The sequence below is a fragment of the Pedobacter sp. GR22-10 genome (assembly GCF_026239715.1).
Classification (GTDB): Bacteria; Bacteroidota; Bacteroidia; order Sphingobacteriales; family Sphingobacteriaceae; genus Pedobacter.
In genome coordinates this window covers 60,450-80,151 of sequence record NZ_JAPIVR010000004.1, presented here as the reverse complement: position 1 = coordinate 80,151, position 19,702 = coordinate 60,450, and the positions used below count along the sequence as shown (strand labels likewise).

Genomic DNA, 19,702 nt, shown 5'->3' with positions numbered 1-19,702 from the left:
TTATTTAACTTCAAAATTTAAAAGTTGTTTGCCATTCAGCCATGCGGCTAATTTATCACCCTGATGAACACGGCCAACACCTTCAGGTGTACCTGTAAAAATCAAATCACCTTTTTTTAAAGTGATATACTGCGATACAAAACTGATAATCTTCTCGAAAGAGAACAATAAATCTTTAGTGTGACCATGCTGACGTGTTTCTCCATTAATTTGCAATTCGAAGTTCATCAGGTATAAATCTTCAAAATCGCTTTTGGGCAAAAAGATACTTACCGGCGCGGAATGGTCAAATCCTTTCGCCAGTTCCCAGGGCAGGCCTTTTTCTTTATGTTTGCTTTGGATGTCCCGGGCTGTAAAATCAATTCCCAGGCCAATCTCGTCATAATAATTTGAAGCAAATTTTTCGGCAATATGCTTTCCTTCTTTGCAGATTTTCAGCACTACTTCAAGCTCATAATGGATATCATCTGAAAAATCGGGCAGATAAAAAGGTTTGTTGTCTTTTAATAGGGCCGTATCAGGCTTCATAAAAATCACGGGAGTAGTGGGAACCGGATTATTCAGTTCTTTGGCATGTTCGGCATAATTCCGTCCGATGGCTATAATTTTCATCTCTTAAAGGTAAGGTGTGTGCAGTATGAGATTGCCCATACCTTTTCAAAAATAGAAAAGAAAATGATTTTATAAAACTGAGATGCGCTTTACCTGGCTTTCTGACCCTGCGGTTACCCTTAAAAAGTAAATGCCAGCATTTAAACGGCTAGGGATTGCAAAGCTTTTGGTTTGCTCTCCTGCATTTAAGCGTTCGTTTGCAAGGGTGACTACTTCATTGCCCAGCAAATCAATAATTTTGATTGTTGTCTGGGTGCCATCTTTACCAATAGATAAAATAATATTTAACTGATCTTCAACAGGATTAGGATAAATTTTGACTACTGTAAGTAATTTGTCTTTGTTAGTTGCTACAGCCGGACTTTTAGTAACGCTGGAGTAGGTATGGTAAACCCCTGAGTACCCAAACGATCCGAACATGGGTTTGTAAGGTTCGATATTGGCTTTGATTTCAGGAATTCTGATGGCTTTTCTGGTTTTGTTTTTTAAGCTAAAATGAATGCTGTCAGTTTGTTGCGACCAGGAATTTAAACTACACAACAAAACCATACACCCTGTGCATACAAGTTTTGTGAGTAACGTTATCCTAGTGTAGAGTTTCATCAAATTGCTGAAGCAAATGTATTAATTTTAAACAAAGAAATTAAACATTTTGTTTGAAAGCGATATTTTAACACAATTTAACAATAATATACATTTTGGATCGTGTTAAAAATACACAATAATTTGGTTGTTAATTTGTTATACATAGTTTACTTTTGCCCCACTAAAAAAACATAAAGTGTCAAATCATAAAAATGTTAATGCATTAACCGCCGGTGGGGTTCTGATTAGTTTAGGAATCGTATTTGGAGATATTGGTACATCGCCGCTCTATACACTTAACGCAATTTTTAAAATCATACTGGGGGTTAAAGATGGTGTAATTAACCATCCGGGTGCCATTACGACTGATGTTGTTTTAGGCGTACTATCCTGCATTATATGGACACTGACACTCCAAACCACCATTAAATATGTTATTATTACCTTAAGGGCTGATAATAAAGGAGAAGGTGGTATTTTTTCACTCTTCTCTTTGGTAAGGAAAAAAGCCAAATGGCTTGTGGTACCGGCTATTATTGGTGGCTGTGCTTTACTGGCTGATGGAATTATTACGCCGAGTATTACGGTAACTTCAGCTATAGAGGGTTTAACGAGTAAATTTGATGTCCCGGTTATTCCGATCGTATTAACCATTTTAACCATGCTGTTCATCATTCAGCAATTTGGAACCAATTTGGTTGGGAAACTATTCGGACCGGTCATGTTTGTGTGGTTTGCCATTTTAGGGGTTATAGGAATTACCTTTATCATCAAAGATTTTAGTATTCTGAGGGCTTTGAATCCATATTATGCAGTGCATTTATTGGCTAACAATCACAATGCATTTTATATTTTAGGTGGTGTATTCTTATGTACAACCGGGGCTGAAGCCTTATATTCTGATCTTGGTCACTGCGGAAGAAATAATATCCGGATCAGCTGGATCTTTGTAAAGCTTACCCTGATTCTTAACTATCTGGGGCAGGGCGTTTGGATTCTGCAAAACTCCGCTAATTTCATGCCTGGCGCAAAAATGAATCCGTTCTTTATGATTGTGCCTGAACAGTTTCAGATCGGCATGGTGATCCTGGCTACAATGGCAGCAATTATAGCTTCTCAGGCTTTGATTAGCGGCTCATTTACCCTGATATCAGAAGCTGTACGTTTAAACCTATGGCCAAAAATCCGGATTGTTTACCCTACGGTTTCAAAAGGCCAGTTATATGTTCCTTCTATCAACTGGATGTTATGGATTGGTTGCTGTGGAATTGTTTTGTTATTTAAAGAGTCAGAACGCATGGATGCAGCCTATGGTTTATCCATTACCATCGCTATGTTAATGACCACGATTCTGGTGAGTTTTTATCTGCGCAGCAGGCGGTTTCCTAAATATTCCATTTTAATTTTCTTCCTCACTTACATTGTAATTGAGGGAACATTTTTAGTGAGTAACTTAACCAAATTTGTGCACGGCGGATGGGTGACGGTATTTATCGGATCTTTATTATTTACTATTATGTGGAGCTGGTTTGTGGCCAGAAAAATTAAAAACCGTTTTGTAAAATATGTGGAGATTGAAGATTATTATCCGATTTTAAGCGAACTGAGCAGTGATGAATCTGTTCCGAAATATTCCTCACAACTGGTTTATTTAACCAGCGCAAACTTTAAAACGGAGATTGAATCCAAGATTATTTATTCCATTATTCAGAAGGAACCTAAGCGGGCAGATGTGTATTGGCTGGTTCACGTAGACGTGATGGATGAGCCTTATACCATGGATTACAAAGTGGAGTTTTTAATCCCCGGTAAATTAATTCGGATTGATTTCAGACTGGGCTTCAGGGTAGAGCAACGGGTAAACCTGCTTTATCGTAAAGTAGTGGAAGAGCTGGTTAAAAATGGGGAAATTGATATTACCAGTCAGTATACTTCTTTAAACAAACATAAAATTGCCGGCGATTTCAGGTTTGTATTGCTGGAGAAACACTTGTCTAAATTCACCAAACTGAGTTTCTATGAACGCCAGATTATGGACTATTATTTTATCCTTAAAAAGTTAAGTTTATCAGAAGAACGTAGTTTTGGACTGGACAGCAGTTATGTAGATGTAGAGAAAGTTCCGTTGATATTTGTAACACCTGATGATATTGAGTTGAACAGATTAGCGGTATAATGATCAGGAACTTATTGATTGTATTGGCTGTTTTATTATTTATTGCCGGGCCAGCCGCTAAGGTAAATGGTTTAGCACATAGTGAATATTACCTTATTCTTTCTGGAATAGGATTGATTGCATTAACTGTTTTTGTGTTTAAAAAGCGGTAATAACGTATGCTATCCAATGAAAACTAAAGGACCTGTTTTCGGTTGGTGAGGCACCAACCGATAGGGGATTTTTTTATCGGTCATGTGTCTCCACGGACCGAAACTGATTTCATTATGATAAAGATCGGCGTATGATACCTGTTCGTGAGGAGTAAACCGATAGCGGACACTTTCTCATCATCAGTATCTTATTAGAAATAAATTAAACTTCAGGATGTGCCAGTTTGCTATGCCTGTATCCATATGCAAAGTAAACGATCAGTCCGATAACCAGCCAGATTCCAAAGCCAATCCAATTGGATATGCCCAGTTCACACATCATGTATAAGCAACTGATTAATCCTAAAACCGGAATCAGGGATAAGTTTTTAGTAATGCAATAATACGAGATGACCACGCAGATGATCAGAAAAATCCACATCGGGATCTTATGTTTAAACAAACTCCAGCCTGTTTCATATTTCTTATCAAAAGAAACCTTTGATGCTGCAATAAACTGCTCATAACGATTACCAGGTAAAGCACTGAGGTATGATTCTGCATCTACTTTTTCCGAAAGGATAATTTGTGGCACAGCATCCTTAACAATTTCTTCTTTTACCATCTGCAGTTCCTCACCCTTTAAAGAGGTGACAAAATTTACAGTAGTAACCGTTTTTGGAGTATTAAAAAAGAAGGCGCTGGTTTCCTTTGGAAATTGAACAAAAGCGAAGGCCAATGCAGCAATGAACGCAACAGGAACAATGAATTTACTGTTAAGATAGGGGATTTTGAATTTACCACGCTGCACATCAGGGCGGTTTTGTAATACCAGCACGCCGGCACATACCAGGACAAATGCGAACAACGTACCTATAGAACAAAGATCGGTTACGATGGTTAAATTCATGAAAAGTGAAGGAACTGCGACTACGAAGCCTACTACAATGGTTGCAAAGGATGGTGTTTTATATTTTGGGTGAATTTTAGAAAATGATTTGGGTAATAATCCATCCCTGCTCATACTCATCCAGATTCGGGGTTGTCCCATCTGAAATACCAAAAGTACACTGGCCATGGCAAAAACGGCACTTACGGCAATGATTCCGCTCATTAGCTTTAAATCAATCTGATCAAATACGAAAGCCAGTGGGTCGCCAACGGCAAGGGTATCTGATTTTACAATTCCGGTGAGTACAAGTGCAATTGCAACATATAGAATAGTGCAGATAATGATGGCCCACATCATTCCGCGGGGTAGATCACGCTGCGGGTTTTTACATTCTTCTGCAGTGGTAGAAATCGCATCAAAACCAATGTAAGCAAAGAAAACGGCCGATACTCCTTTTAAAATTCCCGACACCCCGTTTGGTGCGAAGGGATTCCAGTTTCTGGTATCAACATAGAAAATACCAACGGCCAGTACCAGCATAATCACCGCTAATTTTACCACTACCATGGCATTGCTGGCATTTCTGCTTTCCTTCATACCCCTGTAAATTAACCAAGTGATTAATATAATGATACCTAATGCCGGGAGATCAGCCACTAGGTGAAAACCTCCAATTTGGGGTGCGGTAAGCCATGCGTTATTTGCTAAGGCGGTAGCGGGATCCAGGGCAGCAATATTTTTACCAGCTGCCCGTAATGCTTCGGCATGTTCGTGTCCGTTATAGGCACTTAAGTAATCCATTGTTGCCCAGTCGGGTACATGGATCCCATCAATGCCCAAAAAAGGAATTCGGATGGTAGAAAGTAATCCCGTAAAATAATCCGACCAGGAAATTGCCACCGTGATGTTTCCGATAGAGTATTCCATAATCAGTGACCAGCCGATAATCCAGGCGACCAGTTCGCCGAAAGCAACGTAAGAATAAGTGTATGCACTTCCTGAAACGGGAACCATAGATGCAAATTCTGCATAGGCAAAAGCGGCAAAACTACAAGCAACGGCTGTAAAAATAAATAGAAAAATTACTGCTGGTCCGCCATCTGCACTGGCTTTGCCTATGGTGCTGAAAATTCCGGCACCTATAATCGCAGCTATACCAAATGCGGTTAAATCCCGTACCCCCAGTGTTTTGTGAAGTGTATTTTCATGATCGCCATAGCCTCCTGCTGCATCCTTTAATATCTTTGAAATAGATTTCTTCCTGAATAGCTTTTCGAACATTTTTATTTGCTTGTAGTATTCTTCAAACTTAAAAAAATATCAGCTAAAAACGTTTAAAGCAGGATATAAATTTCAAAGCATCATTATTTTGACCCAAATGGAGATCAAAAATCAGGTATTATTGGTAAAGTGTCAAAATGTGCAATTATTTGAAAAACATTATCCTTTATTTGATTGACATAATTTATCCATGGGCTAAAACGATACTTTTGTCAACTTGAACCAATCAAGTCAATTTATATAAGGAAAAATTTATTTGATTATAATATTTATTACCCATGCAAGCCGTAAATCACAATGTCTCTTATATTAAAGAAAAGAATCAAAAAATAGCCACGATGCTCGCTTTTGCTTTGATTCCACTTTCGGGTTTCGCTACAGATATTTATATCCCCTCGCTGCCCACTATGGCCGGCAAGATGAACGTCAGCAGTATCCAGGTTCAGCTAACCTTGAGTATCTTCCTGATCAGTTATGGTGTTTCGCAATTGTTTATTGGCAGTGTGCTGGATAGTTTCGGGCGTTATAAAATTTGCCTTTATGCCTTATTGATTTTTGCTGCAGCGAGTATAGTGATTGCCGTTACCCATAATATCTATCTGATTTATCTGATGCGGGTAATCCATGGTTTAACGGTTGGATGCATTGTTGTAGCCAAACGTGCCTATTTTGTTGATTTGTTTGCAGGTGATCAGCTCAAGCATTATTTAAGCCTGTTTTCTATCATCTGGTCTACCGGGCCAATTATTGCACCCTTTGTTGGCGGATATTTACAAACTGCCTTTGGCTGGGAATCAAATTTTTACTTTTTAGCTGGTTTCGCGCTTATTTTTGCTTTACTTGAATTTCTTTTCAGTGGGGAAACACTAAAACATTTTACTGAGTTTCAGTTGAAAAAAATAACGGGCATCTATGTCACGATGGTAAAAACCAGTAGCTTTACCCTTGGCATTGTGATGCTGGGCCTGGCGTACTGTATGGTGATGGTTTATAATATGACGGGTCCCTTTATTATTGAACACGACCTTAAGTTTTCTCCGGTTATTGCGGGGTACAGCTCGCTGGTTTTGGGTTTTGCCTGGATGGTAGGTGGGTTTATCGGCAAGGCTACCATTAACCGCCCATTTTTTAGCAGACTTGCTATTAACGCAGCCTTGCAGCTCCTGTTTGTGATCTTGATGATCATCAGTCTGCAATTCATCAGCAACCTGTATTCACTGATTTTTTTCGCTTTCATCATTCATATTGGGGCCGGTTATACATTCAATAATTATTTTACCTTTTGCTTAAGCAAGTTCCCGAAAAATGCGGGGATTGCGGGTGGCTTAACAGGGGGTATTACATATGTAATTGTTTCCTTCCTGAGTTATGGTGTCGTTAATCTTTTCCCTGCCAAGGATGAGCGAAATTTAAGTTACAGCTATTTGGTGATGATCTTAATTTCGGTAATGGTGATGTTTGTCATTATGAAAACACGGGATAAAAATAGTGAGGTGGTATAAGACATACAGTAAGCTGATGTAGATGAGGATCTGTGTGGCAATCAATATATAAATTAGCTTAGCTTACAGCTTATATAGCTCCACTTTTTTATTTGATCCTGTTTTCTTCATCCGCTACACTTTTTTCCCTTTCTCTGGTCGCCGTTATACTGTTGTTGCCAAAAGCATAATTCAGGCTAAGCCTGAAAATTCTGCTTTCTTGTTTTTGGCTTAAATTATAATTCAGTCCGGATAGCGCACTGCTTATTCTTGTTTTTCTGCTGTTTAAAATATCATTGAAGGCAAATTTCATCTGCAGTTTTTTGGCGAGAAATGATTTCTTTAGCCCGAAATCAAGTCCGTAATAGGGTTTAATGGCATAACTGCCATAAATTTGGGCAGATGTAAATTCACCTGATAATTCCGCAGCAGCTGATGGTGATAATGTAAAACTATGACTGCTGTTCAATGTGAAATTTGCTTTCTTTCTATTATAATCTGTTCCGCCTAAATTTGCTGATTTTATCTGGTTATAAGTAGTTGTAGCCGTGTTGTCCATATTCCAGAATTGAGTTATGGTTGTTGGAGCACCAATGGTTAAATGATAAGAAAACTGTTTGTCGAGGTTTTGAACCGTTTGGTAAAGTGTTTTTTTTGCTTTATCTGGCAGTAATACATCCATGATCAAATTATCAGTTATGCTGTAACCCAATGAAATATTAAGCTTTTTTTTATAGTTATAAGAGAATGCAAAAGCATTGGTATACTGCGGGTTCAAAAACGGGTTTCCCTGACTAAAAGTATACAAATCAACAAAATAAACAAAGGGATTTAGCGATTTATAATCCGGCCTGTCTATTCGCCTGCTGTATGAAAAGCCTAACTGATTATTTTCTGATACCGAATGATTTATGGAAATACTTGGGAAAAAATCAAGGTAACTTCTTTTAGCAACCTTTTGTTCACTAATAGAATTGCCTTCCGAATTGGTTTGTTCTGCCCTCAAACCGAGTTCAATACCAGTTGATTTGAATTCATGTTTAAAGTTTACATAAACGGCATTGATATTTTCATCATATATAAACTGATTGCTCCTGGATTGATCATTCTGCCATTGTGAAGCTACCTGGTTTTCGAAACGGAAATCATTATCTGTAACTACCCAGCTGCTTTTTATTCCAAAATCAAATTTAGTTTTAGGATTTAACGGTAATGAATAATCAATTTTAGCCGCTCTGATTTTAATATGTGACGGTGTTAAATTCCTGAAGGTTAAAGGCGACTTGTATTGATTTCCATTTACATCTGAAAAATAATTATTGTATACGGTACATTCTTCATTTTGATATTCTGCATAATCCAGATCTATAGTAAACTCTTGCCCAAGTGTATCAATTACAGATTTATAATTGATATTATAGGCCTGGTTCCGATATTTGCTCGTAGATGGATTATCTGCTACAATGGAAGAATCTGTTTCCGTGAAATTTTTTCCAATATTGGTTTTTCCATTTGAGCTGTCATGACCATGATTAAAATAGCCACTTGTCAAGAAACCAATCGTATTCCTTTCATTTATAAAATAATCCAGGCCAAGTTTATAATTATTATTGTGTGATGAACGAATTTGAGTATTGTATTGATGAAAATACAGGTCAGAAATTCCATCAGGACTAATTCTAGTGATATTCAAATCTTCTTGGTATTGGTTGTTTTGGTTAGCGTAACTTCCGAAGATATTGAAATTTTTATTGCTGTGATTGAATGAAATGCCAGCGTCGCTCTTAGGATTTTTGCCATAACCAAATCCTAAATTTATGTTTCCGTTGGTGCCAAGGCTCGAATTTTTCTTTAGTTTGATGTTAATAATTCCAGCATTTCCGGAGGCATCGTATCTGGCTGACGGACTGGTCATCAGTTCAATTGATTTTAATTCATTCCCGCTCAGTGATTTTAACCTGGTGGCCAGTTGCGCTGCAGATAAGTAAGTTGATTTCCCATCAATTAAAACATGAACACTTGATTTTCCGAGCACACTGATGATACCATCCTGATTAACAGAAACACCTGGTATTTTAGCTAAAATTTCCAGGGCATTGTTCCCTGTTGAAATGATGCTGTTCTCTACATTCATGATAACTTTATCGTTAAATCTTTCTATTAAAGGTTTCTTCGCCGCAATGTAAACACTGCCAAGATTATTGGAAATAGAAACCAATATGAAATCCTTACTAACCAGTAATCTCGATGGGTTAATCTCTATATTTTCAATAATATCCTTATAGCCAACTGCCTTAAGCATCATCTGGTATTTTCCGCTTTTTAAATTGTTCAAAGAAAACTTTCCTTCAGTAGCAACCGTCATTTTTCGAAAGGATGTGTCGGTTATGCTGATCAGAATAATGGTTGCTGCTATTGGATTTCCTATTTCATCTGTTAAAATGCCTGAAATTTTACCTGTATGTTCCTGGGCTTTTAAAGAAAACTGGAATAGCAGGAAAAGTATGAGAAAAAGCGTAAATGGTTTCATTTTTAGTTGATTAGCTTAATGGTTTAGATGACCTTTCTGAAAGATTTAAACCTAAACTAATGCATTAAACAGATCAAATTGGATATTTAACACTGTTTAACCTAATTAACAAATTTTCACAATTAGTAGTAAAATGACTGTAATGGATATATCACGTCGGGATATTTAATGGAAAAGAGAATGTGCTATGTCTGCGATACAGGTAACTGATTCAGGTTACTATTTTATTTTCAGATAAATGCCTTCTAAGGTGGCATTAAATCCGAATTCACAATCGTTTAATTGACCTGGACTTTCCTGCGAAATGATTAAAAAACCATTGTAAAATTTAACTTTGAATGTACAGGATTTGTTCACCTGTATAATCAGCTGGTTATTTTTTAAAATAGCCTTTCCTGATGCATCAGCAATGTTTCTTCCAGGATCATGCGTAACCGAACCAATATCATAACTGTAGGTGTTACCACTTATTTTTTTGATGGTGATGTTTCCCTGATACCCTTTTTCACCGTATTGATAAGCATATTCACCTGCCAGCTGATCTGGTTTAAGAGGTGAAAATATTTCCGGCTTAAGATTTTTATTGGTTTTAATCGCCAGCATGACGTTATAACTGGTATCTGATTTGGTTGCCGACCAGTTGCCTTCCAGTTTATTGTTTTTGAGCGCGGCATAAATGCTTCCGCTAATATTTCCATCTCTTTCAAATTCATGCATCGAATACTGATTTTGATCTTCCACATGGCCAATAACCTTAATTGGCTGTTTCAACCTGGTATTTAAATACCTGATATTTCCTAAAATGAGCTGATTATAAACGGAAATATTTAATTCAACCGGAATCTTTTTATTGATGAAACCGGTTAAGCTATATTTCTGTATGGTATTATTTTGCTGTGCGTAACAAATGCTTGTTGCAAATGTTAAAATGATCATTATTGTTTTAAGGATGCGCATAAATGTTTTTTTCTAAAAATAGAAAAGTCGCGGGGATTAGCCGCGACTTAGTAAATATGGATGTATGGATTATCCTAATTTCTCTAACTCATCTTTAACAAAGTTTGCCAGTTCCTTTACATAATCTGAGCTGAAATCAAATTTAATTCCTGCCGTTTCGTAAATCTCGTTGATCGGTTTGGTGTAGCCTAAAGAAAGTGCAGCCAGGTATTGATCAAGTGCCTTGCCTGGGTTTTCTTTATAGTTCTTCCATACGGCAATAGCACCCAATTGTGCAATGGCATATTCAATATAGTAAAAAGGAACTTCAAACAAATGCAACTGTTTCTGCCAAACGTTTCCAAATTGCTGCTCTAAACCGTCCCAATCTGCAAAACCCGCTCCGAAGCGATTGTAAATTTGTTTAAATGTTTCTTCCCGATCTGCTGCGGTATGTTCAGGATTGGTATAAATCCAGTGTTGAAACTGATCAATTACGGCTACCCAGGGCAATGTTTTCAGCACATCGGCCAGTTGCTCTTTTTTAGCACGGATTAAATCTTCTTCATTATCGAAATAGACACTCCAGTTGTCCATGGAAATGAGTTCCATGCTCATGGATGCCAGTTCCGCAACCTCCGAAGGGCAATGTTTAAAATCATTTAACTCCAGGTTTGCCGTTAAGAAAGTATGAATCGCATGCCCACCTTCATGAACCATTGTTGTTAAATCGCGAAGCGAGTTTGCTGAATTCATAAAGATAAACGGTGCACCTGTTTCTGCCAGTGGATAATTATAACCACCAGGAGCCTTACCTTTTCTGCTCTCCACATCAAAAAGATGGTTGGCTTTCATCGTTGCCAGTTTTACGCCTAACTTTTCATCAATGGCATTGAAACAGGCAATACTTTTATCAATCAGTTCTTCGCCATTATGGAAGGGTTTAAGTGCTGGTTTACCACTGATGCTGACTTCTACATCCCAGGGTTTAAGTGTTTCTAATCCCAAAGCCTCCCTGCGTTTCTCTGCCTGCTCTTTTAAAATCGGAACGATTTCTTTTTCAATGGCATTGGCAAAATCATAGCAATCTTGCGGGCTATAATCAAAACGACCTAAAGCTTGAAACATATAATCACGGTAGTTTTCAAAACCTGCATTTAGCGCCACCTGGTTTCTCATCTTGATTAATTCATCAAATAAAATGTTCAGGTCGTCCTTATCAATTAAGCGACGTTGCTGAATGGTTTTCCAGGCATGCTCACGAACCTCACGGTTTAAATCTTTGATGAAAATGGAAGCCTGCTCCAGCGTATATTCCTGGCCATTAATTTCCACACTCATGGCACCGGTAATGCCCTGATATTTTTGTTGTTTTACCTGTAACTGCGTAAACAGTTCAATGTTTTCTTCCCTGTAAATTTCTAAAGCCTTTTTAATCGCTCTGCTGTAAACAAAGAATTTTTCCTTGTCCAGGTCATCCATGAAAGGACTTTCTACAAATTTTTTGTTCAATTCGTTAGCCAGTGGTGAAATTTTTGGCTCAATCTCTTCAGCAAAATATTGAAAGCTTTTGACCAATTCCGCATTGGCTGTATCGCAGCTCATTTTGATGTATCGCCAGGCAAAATCTTCTTCCAATGCGGCTTCGAGTTCTGAACGGTCTTTTAACCATTGTTCCAGTTCCTCCACGTTATTGATTTCGCGGCTTTGCAGTTCCTTAAAAAGTGGCTCCAGGCTTTCCCAGTTGATGGTTAAATCCTGCGGAATATATGTTCTGTTTTTTTTTTCTATTATCATCATATTTAATTAGAGAATTAGTGAGGGATTGAATGAGAGAGTTAGAGAATGACTGAATGATATTGAAATTGCCAAATGTTCTCTCATTCAAAACTCTCTCATCCAAAATTGTTCTTAAAACTCACTCATTCGGTCATTTAATCATTCTAAATTATTCTTCAAACTCACTCATTTTTATTTATGTCTTAAATAGGCGTCGATTAAAAAACAGAGCGCAAATACCACTGAAGCGTATCCATTTAAGGTTTGAAATGCCCTGTTTACTTTACTAATATCATTTGGTTTAACCAGCAAATGCTGATATACCAGCATGGAGCAGAAAAACAGAATCCCGATGTAATATACCCAGCTAAATTCAGTAAAAAAAACTGGCAGGATAACGCAGGCTGCTGAAAATACATGCAGTAAAACCGATACATTCAGTGCATTTTTTATGCCAAGTGCGGATGGGATGGAGTGTAATTTTTCTTCACGATCAAAATCCTCGTCCTGTAAGGCATAAATAATATCAAATCCACTTACCCAGAAAAGTACGGTTAAAGAATATAAAACAGGTACCAAAGCAAAATGCCCTGTTACGGCAATGTAGGCACCAATAGGGGCAAGCGCAAGGCCAAGTCCGAGTACCAGGTGGCACAGTGCGGTAAACCTTTTGGTATAGCTGTAAAACAATACCACGAAGAGGGCAACGGGCGATAAATAGAGGCAGAGCGGGTTGATGAAATAGGTGGCAGCTGCAAATAATATACAGTTGATGATTACAAAGATGAGTGCTTCATTAGCTGATACCTTTCCGGAAGGAATATCACGCATTTGCGTACGTGGGTTTTTGGCATCAATATCCCGGTCCAGGTAGCGGTTAAATGCCATGGCTGCATTCCTGGCAAATACCATACACAGTAAAACTAAAATCAGTTTATGCCATTCGAAAGGATTTTCAGTGGTGGTTACACCGAGAAAAAAGCCAATCATGGCAAAAGGTAATGCAAAAACGGAGTGAGCGAATAATACGAGAGAAAAGTATTTTTTCATGTTTTAAAGATGATAGTCAATGGCTCATAGTTAATGGCTTTCCAGGATTAAACTATTGACCATAAACTAAATAATTTAAAATTTCTTATATTCTGTTGGAACGACAAAATCATGATTTACCTCACCGATAAATTTAAGCACGTCATCTTTTCCATTTCCCTTTTCAGCTGAGGTGATGAACGTCGCCGGAATTTCCTCAAAAAATTCGCCTAATTTTTTCTTAAATGCAGCTACATTTTTCTGTGTAGTTGTCATACCTTGTTTATCGGCTTTGGTAAATATCAGCGAAAATGGAATTTGCTTTTCACCTAACCAGTAGCAAAATTCAATGTCAATCTGTTGTGGTTCTAAACGGCTGTCAATCAAAACAAAAACACATTGCAGACTTTCTCTTTTGGTGATGTAGGCGCGGATAAATTTCTCCCATTTCTCTCTGCTCGTTTTTGAAACTTTTGCATAACCGTAGCCCGGAAGATCGACGATGTACCACTTCTCATTAATTAAAAAGTGATTAATAAGTTGTGTTTTGCCTGGGCGCTGCGAAGTTTTCGCTAGGCCATGCTGATTCACTAACATATTAATTAAAGAGGATTTACCGACATTAGACCGGCCAATAAAAGCATATTCAGGCATTAATGGTGCCGGTAAAGCCGAAATCTGGGTGTTGCTGCAAACAAATGTTGCCGTTTTGATAACCATAAGACAAAGGTAGGGTTTTGAGTCCGAAGTCCGAAGTTCAAAGTCTAAAGTCGAAAATGATTAGTCTGGTAGAAATGTAAACTTTAAATGGTGTATTGATTATTGCAACCCAGACATTAGACTCTTGACTAAAGACTCCCGACTTTTTCCCTATATTTGCTACTTATCATGAATCAGAACATCACTCCATACCAGGTTACAGATGCAACTAAAAAAGAGCAGGTTGCAACCATGTTTAATAACATTTCAGGTACATACGATTTTTTAAACCATTTTCTTTCTTTAGGTATAGATGTACTCTGGCGCAAGAAGGCCATTAAGGAACTGGTGTCTATTCAGCCAAGAAATTTACTGGATGTGGCTACCGGCACAGGTGATTTTGCATTCGAAGCCATCAAGAAACTGCATCCTGAAAAAGTGGTCGGTGTAGATATATCTGAAGGCATGCTGGAAGTGGCCCGCAAAAAAATCAACCAACGTAGCTTAAGTGAAATATTTTCGGTTCAGGTTGGTGATTCGGAAGGCCTGCATTTTGAAGCAGATACCTTTGATGCCATTACCTGTGCTTATGGCGTGCGGAACTTCGAAAATCTGGAGAAAGGTTTGGCCGATATGTATCGTGTATTAAAACCAGGTGGGAAAATGGTCATTCTGGAGTTTTCCAAACCGAGGGTGTTTCCGGTAAAACAGCTATACAATTTTTATTTTTTACATGTTACACCATTTTTTGGAAAATTATTTTCAAAAGATGCTAGGGCCTACACCTATTTACCAGAATCTGTAGCAGCCTTTCCGGATGGTAATGATTTTACTGCCCTAATGGAAAGAGTTGGTTTTAAAAATACCAAACAAAGGATTTTAACGTTCGGAATAAGTTCAATTTACGTCGGAACTAAATGATAAAAAAATTAAGCCTCATTCTTTCCTTATTTATTGGATCAAGTACGGCATTCGCCCAGAATTGGGGTGGAGGCATTGACAATGAAGACTGGAGCTTTGGGTTTAACTTTCAATATATTTCTGCTGAATATAAAATTCTTAAAAAGGAAAACTGGAAATCACCATTTTATGAGTTGCCGGATTCTTTTGGCGTCTCGTATGACTCCACCACAGGTTTACCTGTAACAAGCCAACTCAATGCCATTTCCAGTAAACCTGCTCAGGGCTTCGGATTAGGTTTTGTGATCAATAGAAACATTTCTGAAAACTTTGATCTTAGAGCAACACCTTCCTTAATTTTTAGCGACCGTATCGTGAGCTATGAATATGAACCAAAGGAATCAATTCCTTTGGGAAATGGACAAATGAAAAATTTTGAAACCCTGGTAGATAAGAAAGTGCAGGCAACCATGTTTGAATTTCCACTCGGAATAAAAGTGAAATCAAACCGCCTAAATAACTTTCGTGCTTACTGGTTAGGTGGCGCAAAGTATTCTATTGATATTGCATCAAAGAAAAAAACTTTAGATGAAGGTGAAGCGGCCATCAATAAATTGTTGAAAAATCAGCGCAATTACCTCTCTTACGAAACTGGCATTGGCTTCGATTTGTATTTCGAATATTTTAAAATGTCTCCGGAAATTAAATTATCGTATTCTACAAATGATATTCTTCAACATGATAATACGGCATTTGCCAATCCGATAGATAAGTTGAAATTGCGTCAATTAACGTTCAGTTTAATTTTTCAATAGCCGTACAATTCAAAAAAACTTACCTTTGCCAGCGGAGGTAAATCATCAGCCTTAGTTTTGGGTCGGGGGTTTATCATGACTTAAAAAATCACAAACATGTCTAAAATTGTTTTAATTACAGGCGCAACATCTGGCATTGGCGAGGCTTGCGCACGTACATTCGCTCAGCAAGGTTATCAGTTAATTCTACTGGCCCGCCGTGAAGATCGTCTGGCGAAAGTTGCAAAACAACTTAACAACCAATACGGAATAGAAATTATGCAGGTTTTGGCAGATGTCAGAGATAAAGCGCATTTATCCGCTGCGCTGGAAGCATTACCTGCCGACTGGAAAAAAGTAGACATCCTGATTAACAACGCTGGTTTAAGTCAGGGTTTAGACCCGATTGACCAGGGCAGTACCAGTGATTGGGATACCATGATTGATACCAATGTAAAAGGATTATTGTACGTTACAAAAATTGTATCTAACTGGATGATACCTCAACATGCTGGTCATATTGTCAATATTGGTTCAATTGCCGGCAAAGAGGTATATCCAAATGGAAATGTTTATTGTGCTACCAAACATGCTGTTGATGCGTTAAGTAAAGGCATGCGGATAGATCTTTTACCTCATGGTATTAAGGTAACTGAAATTAATCCGGGTATGGTCGAAACTGAATTTTCTGTAGTGCGTTTTAAAGGAGATGAAGACCGGGCAAAGAAGGTTTATGAAAACCTGGAACCACTTGTTGCCGATGATATCGCTGATGCCATTTGGTATGTAGTGAGCCGGCCAAAACATGTAAATATTAATGATATGTTAATTATGCCAACGGTTCAGGCCACGGCTACGATTATAGATAGAAAGAATGGATAGTCGGGGATTTGAGATAGCACAACTTACCAGATAATCACCTCACCTTTAAAAAAATAAAATATGATATCAGACACTATAAATCAGGAAATGAAGAAAGCCATGCTGGCTAAAGATCAGGCACAGCTAAGAGGCTTAAGGGCAATAAAAGCGGCTTTACTTTTGGCCAGAACAGAGAAAGGATCTTCAGAGGATATGACAGAAGAAGCTGAATTAAAAATTCTTCAGAAACTGATTAAACAGCGCCGTGAATCTGCTGATATTTATAAATCACAGAACAGAGCCGATTTATATCAGGTGGAAGAAGAAGAAATTGCAGTGATTAGCCAGTTTTTGCCAAAGCAGTTAAGCAGGGAAGAGGTTGCAGTGATTATTGATGAAGTAATCAAACAATCTGGCGCAACATCAGTTAAAGATATGGGTAAGGTAATGGGGCCGGCTAACCAGGCACTTGCCGGTAAAGCAGATGGGAAACTAATTGCTGAAATTGTTAAAGAAAAACTGGCTTAAGGACAAAAGATTTAAAGGTAGAAAGTTCGTAAACGCCAATCGAAGTCGCTTTCCGCTTCAATAACCGTGTTTTTGTACCGTTTTCTGTTTTATTTCAGAAAAATGGCATAGAAATGCGGAAATTTAATTTTACTCTACTAACTTAGTGCACAATACCATCTAAAATACATATGACATACCAGGTAATAGAAGAAGAAGGATTTAAATATATTGAAGCTGGAAAGGGCCAGACACTGGTATTGCTACACGGCCTGATGGGTGAACTGAGCAACTGGGAATTGGTGATAGAACGATTTAAAGACCGCTATCATGTCATTATTCCCATTCTTCCGATATATGACCTGCCCATTTTAACCTTGGGCGTTAAAGCCCTGTCGAGGTACGTTCACCGTTTTTTAAAATTTAAATCATTAAATCAGGTAGTGCTGGTCGGCAATTCGCTGGGTGGACATGTAGGCCTGGTGTTTACCGTTGCACATCAGGAATTTGTAAAGGCATTAGTGCTGACGGGAAGTTCAGGTTTGTACGAAAATGCTTTTGGCGGTTCTTTTCCACGCCGTGAAAGCTATGATTATATTAAGGAGAAAGTAGAGTTTACCTTCTACGATCCGGCTACAGCAACCAAAGAACTTGTTGATGATGTGTTTAAAACCGTTAACGACAGATCAAGGGTGATCCGGATTTTAACGATGGCAAAATCAGCTATCCGCCATAATATGGCGAAGGAATTATCAAAAATTACCATTCCGGTTTCCTTAATCTGGGGTAAAAATGATAAGGTTACCCCCCCGGAAGTGGCAAAGGAATTTCATGAATTATTGCCAAACTCGGAACTTAACTGGGTAGATCAATGTGGTCATGCACCCATGATGGAGCAACCCGAAATATTTAACAATTACTTAGAAAAATTCTTAGACAGGATATTACTTAAATAATGTTTGCTGAAGAAATCATATCGAATGACATCCCGACACTGAACATCGACGACTCGGTGCAAAAGGCTTTAGATCGCTTAAACGATTTTAAATTAAAGCACTTGCCGGTAGTACATGATGGTGTGCTTGTGGGGTTGGTTTCGGAGGATGATTTACTTAATATTCATGATCATGATACTTCTTTAAATGATGCATCTGTTCATTTGCTCAGTATTTTTGTCCTTAATGATACGCATACTTACGATGTGATCAGGTTACTCAGCCAGTTGCACATCAGCGCGGTTCCGGTGGTTGATCAGCAAAAGAATTACCTGGGTTTAATTTCCATTCATGAAATGGTAGATGCTGTGGCCGGTCAATACGCTGTAAATGAACCTGGCGGAATAATCGTCCTGGAAATTGGTAACCGAGACAATTCTCTGGCGCATATCGCTCAGATTGTAGAAGCAGACAATGCCCAGATTTTATCTTCTTATGTCAATTCCTTTGCGGATTCTACACGCCTTGAAATAACTTTAAAAATCAATAAAACAGAACTTACTTCTTTAGTAGCCGCTTTTGAACGCTACGATTATCAGGTAAAAGAAGTGTATAACAACACCCAGGTTGATGATGGATCTCAGGAACGGTTTGATTCTTTCATGAACTATTTAAATGTTTAAAAACCAATGATGAGGATAGCCATTTACGGGAGAGACTTTAATGATACAGTTTTGCCCTATGTTCAGGAGGTTTTTAATCATTTGGCTAACTATGATGTTCAGCCGGTGTTATATTCCAAATTTAAAACATCGCTTCATGGTAAGATTAATTTGCCGAAAAACACCGTTATTTTTCATAACCATGCAGAGCTTAAAGAACGGGCTGATATCTTAATCAGTTTAGGTGGCGACGGCACATTGCTGGATACACTTTCCTTGATCAGAAATTCCAACATCCCGGTGATTGGAATTAATTTCGGGAGGTTGGGTTTTCTCGCCAGCATCAATAAAAATGAAATCGAATCTGCATTAAAAGCTGTTATTCATGGAGAATACAGCTTAGATTGCCGCTCACTGCTGGTTTTAGAATCAGATAATAAATTGTTTGGCGAAGAAAATTTTGCGCTGAACGATATTACCATTCACCGCCGTGATAATTCTGCCATGATGATTATTCATGCTTCCATGAATGATGAGTTTATCAATTCTTATTGGGCTGACGGGTTAATTATTGCTACACCTACGGGTTCTACCGCCTATTCACTAAGCTGTGGCGGACCGATCATTTATCCGGATTCCAGAAATTTTGTAGTAACTCCAATTGCGCCACATAACCTGAATGTAAGGCCGGTGGTGCTGCCTGATGCCCATAAATTATCTTTTGAAGTAGAAGCGCGTGAATCCAAGTTTCTGGTTTCCTGCGACAGCAGAACCGTTACGGTAGAACGATCTGTTAAAATTTCCATTAAAAAGGCAGATTTTTGCCTGAATCTGATCCGGCTTCATAATGAGACTTACCTGAATACGTTAAGAAATAAATTATTATGGGGAATTGATACCCGTAACTATTAA

The 19,702-nt window shown here is 38.1% G+C and carries 18 protein-coding genes; 10 read left to right on the top strand and 8 right to left on the bottom strand.

All coding sequences use genetic code 11. From position 1 onward, the window contains the following. Together OQX64_RS17000 and OQX64_RS16995 are read right to left on the bottom strand one after the other, a co-directional pair. Positions 1–612 carry a fumarylacetoacetate hydrolase family protein gene (locus OQX64_RS17000; protein WP_088299363.1) on the bottom strand — a complete coding sequence of 204 codons (612 nt, stop codon included), beginning with the start codon at positions 610–612 and terminating at the stop codon, positions 1–3. Between the two features lie 69 nt (positions 613–681). Further along, positions 682–1,161 (bottom strand): T9SS type A sorting domain-containing protein, encoded by a 480-nt coding sequence (locus OQX64_RS16995; RefSeq protein WP_088299364.1) that lies wholly within the window; start codon positions 1,159–1,161, stop codon positions 682–684. 232 nt (positions 1,162–1,393) lie between these two features. Between OQX64_RS16995 and OQX64_RS16990 the strand changes: the two genes are divergently transcribed. Next, the gene (locus tag OQX64_RS16990; RefSeq protein ID WP_088299365.1) at positions 1,394–3,373 is read left to right on the top strand and encodes a KUP/HAK/KT family potassium transporter; all 1,980 of its coding nucleotides are present in this window, start codon (positions 1,394–1,396) and stop codon (positions 3,371–3,373) included. Then, on the top strand, positions 3,373–3,525 hold the full coding sequence (locus OQX64_RS16985; protein ID WP_265819674.1) for a hypothetical protein: 153 nt from the start codon (positions 3,373–3,375) through the stop codon (positions 3,523–3,525). The genes OQX64_RS16990 and OQX64_RS16985 overlap by 1 nt, the downstream gene beginning before the upstream one ends. Positions 3,526–3,727: 202 nt before the next feature. On the opposite strand, the gene OQX64_RS16980 is transcribed toward OQX64_RS16985, so the two are convergent. Continuing rightward, positions 3,728–5,677, bottom strand: coding sequence for an amino acid permease (locus OQX64_RS16980; protein ID WP_265819673.1), 1,950 nt, complete (start codon positions 5,675–5,677; stop codon positions 3,728–3,730). A 278-nt stretch (positions 5,678–5,955) separates the two neighbouring features. On the opposite strand from OQX64_RS16980, the gene OQX64_RS16975 reads away from it, so the two are divergent. Beyond that, the gene (locus tag OQX64_RS16975) at positions 5,956–7,179 is read left to right on the top strand and encodes an MFS transporter (protein ID WP_088299367.1); all 1,224 of its coding nucleotides are present in this window, start codon (positions 5,956–5,958) and stop codon (positions 7,177–7,179) included. An 88-nt stretch (positions 7,180–7,267) separates the two neighbouring features. Here the strand turns inward: OQX64_RS16975 and OQX64_RS16970 are convergent, their stop codons facing one another. The 5 genes from OQX64_RS16970 to yihA form a co-directional block, all read right to left on the bottom strand. Beyond that, the gene (locus OQX64_RS16970; protein WP_265819672.1) at positions 7,268–9,688 is read right to left on the bottom strand and encodes a TonB-dependent receptor; all 2,421 of its coding nucleotides are present in this window, start codon (positions 9,686–9,688) and stop codon (positions 7,268–7,270) included. 219 nt (positions 9,689–9,907) lie between these two features. Next, positions 9,908–10,624 carry a hypothetical protein gene (locus tag OQX64_RS16965; protein WP_088299369.1) on the bottom strand — a complete coding sequence of 239 codons (717 nt, stop codon included), beginning with the start codon at positions 10,622–10,624 and terminating at the stop codon, positions 9,908–9,910. Between the two features lie 90 nt (positions 10,625–10,714). Then, the gene (locus OQX64_RS16960; RefSeq protein WP_265819918.1) at positions 10,715–12,421 is read right to left on the bottom strand and encodes a M3 family oligoendopeptidase; all 1,707 of its coding nucleotides are present in this window, start codon (positions 12,419–12,421) and stop codon (positions 10,715–10,717) included. A 174-nt stretch (positions 12,422–12,595) separates the two neighbouring features. Further along, on the bottom strand, positions 12,596–13,453 hold the full coding sequence (locus OQX64_RS16955; RefSeq protein WP_265819671.1) for a UbiA-like polyprenyltransferase: 858 nt from the start codon (positions 13,451–13,453) through the stop codon (positions 12,596–12,598). Between the two features lie 75 nt (positions 13,454–13,528). Beyond that, a complete protein-coding gene (gene yihA / locus OQX64_RS16950; RefSeq protein WP_088299372.1) occupies positions 13,529–14,152 on the bottom strand; it encodes a ribosome biogenesis GTP-binding protein YihA/YsxC in 624 nt (207 codons plus the stop codon). A 168-nt stretch (positions 14,153–14,320) separates the two neighbouring features. Between yihA and ubiE the strand changes: the two genes are divergently transcribed. The 7 genes from ubiE to OQX64_RS16915 all read left to right on the top strand — a co-directional run bounded on the left by ubiE (position 14,321) and on the right by OQX64_RS16915 (position 19,702). Beyond that, the gene (ubiE, locus tag OQX64_RS16945; RefSeq protein ID WP_265819670.1) at positions 14,321–15,052 is read left to right on the top strand and encodes a bifunctional demethylmenaquinone methyltransferase/2-methoxy-6-polyprenyl-1,4-benzoquinol methylase UbiE; all 732 of its coding nucleotides are present in this window, start codon (positions 14,321–14,323) and stop codon (positions 15,050–15,052) included. Continuing rightward, entirely contained in the window at positions 15,049–15,846 is a 798-nt protein-coding gene (locus tag OQX64_RS16940) for an outer membrane beta-barrel protein (RefSeq protein ID WP_265819669.1), read from the top strand. The genes ubiE and OQX64_RS16940 overlap by 4 nt, the downstream gene beginning before the upstream one ends. A 96-nt stretch (positions 15,847–15,942) precedes the next feature. Then, entirely contained in the window at positions 15,943–16,707 is a 765-nt protein-coding gene (locus OQX64_RS16935) for an SDR family oxidoreductase (RefSeq protein WP_265819668.1), read from the top strand. A 60-nt stretch (positions 16,708–16,767) separates the two neighbouring features. After that, positions 16,768–17,214 carry a GatB/YqeY domain-containing protein gene (locus OQX64_RS16930; protein ID WP_088303256.1) on the top strand — a complete coding sequence of 149 codons (447 nt, stop codon included), beginning with the start codon at positions 16,768–16,770 and terminating at the stop codon, positions 17,212–17,214. 170 nt (positions 17,215–17,384) lie between these two features. After that, a complete protein-coding gene (locus tag OQX64_RS16925) occupies positions 17,385–18,149 on the top strand; it encodes an alpha/beta fold hydrolase (RefSeq protein WP_088303255.1) in 765 nt (254 codons plus the stop codon). Then, positions 18,149–18,811: a CBS domain-containing protein gene (locus OQX64_RS16920; RefSeq protein WP_265819667.1), complete on the top strand. Its 663-nt coding sequence runs from the start codon at positions 18,149–18,151 to the stop codon at positions 18,809–18,811. The genes OQX64_RS16925 and OQX64_RS16920 overlap by 1 nt, the downstream gene beginning before the upstream one ends. Before the next feature lie 9 nt (positions 18,812–18,820). Continuing rightward, positions 18,821–19,702, top strand: coding sequence for an NAD kinase (locus tag OQX64_RS16915; protein WP_088303260.1), 882 nt, complete (start codon positions 18,821–18,823; stop codon positions 19,700–19,702).

Bases quoted from the DNA above. Each gene is read 5' to 3' on its own strand.
- OQX64_RS17000 (WP_088299363.1), bottom strand. From the start codon at position 612: ATGAAAATTATAGCCATCGGACGGAATTATGCCGAACATGCCAAAGAA.
- OQX64_RS16995 (WP_088299364.1), bottom strand. From the start codon at position 1,161: ATGGTTTTGTTGTGTAGTTTAAATTCCTGGTCGCAACAAACTGACAGC.
- OQX64_RS16985 (WP_265819674.1), top strand. From the start codon at position 3,373: ATGATCAGGAACTTATTGATTGTATTGGCTGTTTTATTATTTATTGCC.
- OQX64_RS16980 (WP_265819673.1), bottom strand. From the start codon at position 5,677: ATGTTCGAAAAGCTATTCAGGAAGAAATCTATTTCAAAGATATTAAAG.
- OQX64_RS16975 (WP_088299367.1), top strand. From the start codon at position 5,956: ATGCAAGCCGTAAATCACAATGTCTCTTATATTAAAGAAAAGAATCAA.
- OQX64_RS16970 (WP_265819672.1), bottom strand. From the start codon at position 9,688: ATGAAACCATTTACGCTTTTTCTCATACTTTTCCTGCTATTCCAGTTT.
- OQX64_RS16965 (WP_088299369.1), bottom strand. From the start codon at position 10,624: ATGATCATTTTAACATTTGCAACAAGCATTTGTTACGCACAGCAAAAT.
- OQX64_RS16960 (WP_265819918.1), bottom strand. From the start codon at position 12,421: ATGATAATAGAAAAAAAAAACAGAACATATATTCCGCAGGATTTAACC.
- OQX64_RS16955 (WP_265819671.1), bottom strand. From the start codon at position 13,453: ATGAAAAAATACTTTTCTCTCGTATTATTCGCTCACTCCGTTTTTGCA.
- yihA (WP_088299372.1), bottom strand. From the start codon at position 14,152: ATGGTTATCAAAACGGCAACATTTGTTTGCAGCAACACCCAGATTTCG.
- ubiE (WP_265819670.1), top strand. From the start codon at position 14,321: ATGAATCAGAACATCACTCCATACCAGGTTACAGATGCAACTAAAAAA.
- OQX64_RS16940 (WP_265819669.1), top strand. From the start codon at position 15,049: ATGATAAAAAAATTAAGCCTCATTCTTTCCTTATTTATTGGATCAAGT.
- OQX64_RS16935 (WP_265819668.1), top strand. From the start codon at position 15,943: ATGTCTAAAATTGTTTTAATTACAGGCGCAACATCTGGCATTGGCGAG.
- OQX64_RS16930 (WP_088303256.1), top strand. From the start codon at position 16,768: ATGATATCAGACACTATAAATCAGGAAATGAAGAAAGCCATGCTGGCT.
- OQX64_RS16925 (WP_088303255.1), top strand. From the start codon at position 17,385: ATGACATACCAGGTAATAGAAGAAGAAGGATTTAAATATATTGAAGCT.
- OQX64_RS16920 (WP_265819667.1), top strand. From the start codon at position 18,149: ATGTTTGCTGAAGAAATCATATCGAATGACATCCCGACACTGAACATC.
- OQX64_RS16915 (WP_088303260.1), top strand. From the start codon at position 18,821: ATGAGGATAGCCATTTACGGGAGAGACTTTAATGATACAGTTTTGCCC.